Source organism: Microcoleus sp. D2_18a_D3, assembly GCF_036702455.1.
Lineage (GTDB): Bacteria > Cyanobacteriota > Cyanobacteriia > Cyanobacteriales > Microcoleaceae > Microcoleus.
In genome coordinates, this window is record NZ_JAUBTK010000183.1 from 1 (window position 1) to 3,292 (window position 3,292).

The 3,292-nt window shown below is 45.6% G+C and carries 2 protein-coding genes and 2 pseudogenes; 1 reads left to right on the forward strand and 3 read right to left on the reverse strand.

Annotated elements, in window-relative coordinates:
- Window positions 1-305, forward strand: a pseudogene (locus tag QUB06_RS34250) (IS4 family transposase); the annotation flags it as partial.
- A gap of 147 nt (window positions 306-452) precedes the next feature.
- Here QUB06_RS34250 and QUB06_RS34255 read toward each other — a convergent pair.
- The 3 genes and pseudogenes from QUB06_RS34255 to QUB06_RS34265 form a co-directional block, all read right to left on the reverse strand.
- A pseudogene (locus QUB06_RS34255) lies at window positions 453-1,841 on the reverse strand (DUF3987 domain-containing protein); the annotation flags it as partial.
- A gap of 126 nt (window positions 1,842-1,967) precedes the next feature.
- Window positions 1,968-2,342 (reverse strand): hypothetical protein, encoded by a 375-nt coding sequence (locus QUB06_RS34260; protein ID WP_333439253.1) that lies wholly within the window; start codon window positions 2,340-2,342, stop codon window positions 1,968-1,970.
- A gap of 205 nt (window positions 2,343-2,547) precedes the next feature.
- Window positions 2,548-3,156: a hypothetical protein gene (locus QUB06_RS34265; RefSeq protein WP_333288083.1), complete on the reverse strand. Its 609-nt coding sequence runs from the start codon at window positions 3,154-3,156 to the stop codon at window positions 2,548-2,550.
- Window positions 3,157-3,292: the final 136 nt, after the last annotated feature.

The following is a 3,292-nucleotide window of genomic DNA, read 5'->3' on the forward strand; positions in this document are numbered from 1 at the left end:
TTCCGGCAAAGTTATTAGCTGCCGAATATCATCAACGGTGGGAAGTCGAAAATACAATTGATGAATTCAAAGTACATATCGGGGAACGAAAAACTCATATTCGTTCTCAAAGACCAAGAGAAGTAGTACAAGAAATTTATGGTCTATTATTAGGACATTGGGCTGTGCGGTCCTTAATTTGTCAAACAGCGCATAGTGCAGAAATTTCCCCATTAAGTATCTCTTTCACGGAGACATTACGAGTTATTCGTCGCGCTGTTCCAAAATTTCAGCGACTAGAAGCACAAAAAATCCCCTTTTTTTAACTTGGTTGAATTGGGAGATTCTTGATGCGACTTTGCCACAAAGAGTTGAGAGAAATAACCCAAGAGTTGTGAAAAAACCTGTTTCAAAATTTAAATCCAAAAAAGTTAAACACAGAAGTACTGGAATAAAAATTAATTCTCCTGTTTTTAATATTTTAAAGCCTCCAAACCCTTAAGTAAACCGTATTGGAACCTGACCAAGTAGCTAGTGCCAGCGCGGCTGTAGATATTGTCCACAACTTCACCTCGTGCACCTTGATAGATGCCGCCAACATCCTTGACCACAACTCGATCGCCTATCTCAAAAGTTCTCTGTTTTGGTATAGCGGCCGACTTCATGGGACGAGCAGGCTCAGAACTCAGCAATAAATTTTCTGATTTTTCAGAAGGTGCAGAATTTTGTACCACAGTTACCACAGTAGGCTTCAAGTCTTTACTGGGTAAAGATTCCAACTGTGGTACATCAGTTACCACAGTTGAACCACAGTTAACCCCAGTAGTAGCGTTTACTGTGGTAATTGTGGTACAGGGTGTTGAGTCATTGTGGTCATCGTTGAGCCTTGCTGTATAAGGGTTTGAGGTTACTGTGGTAACTGTGGTTGTGGTCAAACAAAAAGAAACAGTTTTTTTCACTGTGGTAACTACCCCAAAATTCATCGCCTCAAGTTCTCCAAAAAATTCTCGAACTTGCTGAGCGGACGGCCGCTGCCTTACGTGGAATGCGTGCTGAGCCTCGCGAGTCGATACTATCCCTCCTTTTCGTTCCGCTAAAAGTACCAACCTTGCCAAACTAGGAGCTAAAGCCTTGCGATCGGAGAATTCAGCGTAGAGGCTGGCAATCTGGTCAGAACTGAATTTGACAAACTTTATCGCCGCTTCCACTGCGCTTTTAGGAATCAGATGGCTAACCTCAACACCATTGAAAACACAGGTCAGGGCGTGAATGGTGGCGGCAAGCTTACCGACCTTCTCAGGCGTTTTGCCAATCATGGCGCGCATACCTTGTTTAGGCTCCTTCTCGCGCCGTTCTTCCTGAGCATTGTAGAAAGCTGTAAACAGTCGCTTGGCTTCTGGGTTGAGCTCGAATTTCATTGCCGGCAGCTCGTCTATTTTTGTGTAAAGTGCTGCAAGCATGGGCGTAATGTCGAAGCTTCCGCTGTCTTCCTCAGATAATTTGGAAGCGGCCACGGGTTGAAAAACAAAGTCAAAGCGGGCAAACTTTCCGTTTGAGTCGCTGCAATCCTTCAGCAACTCTGCTAGCACGTCGGGTTGAATCGTCCCAAAAACTGTCAGTAGCAGCCCTTCTAAGTCTGCTTTGACTCCAGAGGCTCGCAGAACGGTACTGCCTGTGCCGTTCCAAAACTCCAGTAAGTCTTCATCGTCACTGCCTTTACCCCCTCGGTACTGGTTGGCAGATTTGAATAAACCCGCAAGCTCATCGCATCGGTACATCAGGGCTTGATCAGGAAACTCTGCGACTTGATATAAAATGCCCTCGCCTGTGGACTTAGAGAAGGAGTAGAGCCGTTGTCGTGGCTCTTTTGGGGGTAATCCCTTGTCTTCTCCTCACCCTCACCCTTCACAAACGGCAGCAAGAATTCATACTCTGCCTTAGCATCGCGGTAGGCTTGGCTACTGCCGGCTGACACTCCCCAAACTTCTTTAAGGATTTGATTCTTGCCAGTGATACCCTTCGCGTGACATTGCAGAATCAGTTCGATTTGTTCGCGCTGCTTGGTGGATAAATTCACTACTGCGAGGCGAGCCAGAATCGCCAGAAGTCTGATTCAGTATTCGTTCTAGTGATTCTCTTATCGAATCGAGTTCTGCCTCTTGTTCGTCTGTTCGTTCGTTTGTTGCCAGAATTTGTTCTGCTTCCTGTTGTCTTTGTTTCTGAGAAATGTATACGCTTGTCGAGATTTCATCCACCACATCGGCGGTGATTGCCCGCTCTTTAATTGCCTCAATCTCCCCTTGTTCGGACAGTTTGCGGGCGATATTACCAGCGGTAACAGCACAAGCAATTGCAGCGCACAAGCTAATTATGCGGGTTCGATTCCCGCTGCCCGCTTGCTTCTATAAGAACCTAGAACCCTTGAGAAATCAAGGCTTTTGGCGTTTATAGGGCTTAGCCTCTATGGTTGCACAAGGCGTTTTGGAGACAATTTGGAGACAATTTGGAGGCAAAGACGGGCTGTTTGGAGACAAATTGGAGACAATTTGGAGACAAAATTGGAGACAATCAAGTGCCTAGCTCTGCCAATATGTCCAAAACTGCCTTCATATCATCCGGGTCAGCCTTCGACTTTTTACGCCGCGCTCTCAACCGATTGAGCAAGTCAGCCGCTTCCGGTAAATCCTTGCTGGCAGTGACTGATGCTTGTCTCAGGTCAGAGAGTTCCGATCGCAATTTAGCCAATTCCTCTTGAGATTCCGTCCATCTACTATCTAAATCCCGGAATTCCTCCTCTAGGTCTTTCCGATCAGCGCGCTCTTTCTCAAGTTGTGATCGGAGTGTTTTCACTTCCTCTCTCAACTTATTGGTGACTGCATTACTGGATTCTAGAAGTTTGGCGTAGTCAGCTTTTATTTTTTCCTTCTCTGCCTGCTCCTCGACAAAGAATGTACGGTTTTTATCCGCTTCCCTTGTCTGTCTTTCCAGCGATTCTTGGCATTTAGTTAGTCGCGTACTCCATATACCGGAGTTTGCAATAGCCCTGTCAACAGTTGCTTTGAGAGTTATTTCGGCATCCCTGTATCCCTGTATTTGGAGTGTCGATTGTTCTAGTTGATGTCTCAGCGCCTCATTTTCTGTTTGTAAGTTACCTAGTACAGCTCGGCGTAAATACACAGACTATTAAACAGCCAAGACTTTACCCTTATATGTCCACTTAAAAGGTTTGGCTATTGGTATCTGCTCAATAAATAGGGGGAAGGTATGACCAGGCGAACTAATGAATGAGCCCAATTGCCAACAATTCTGATAA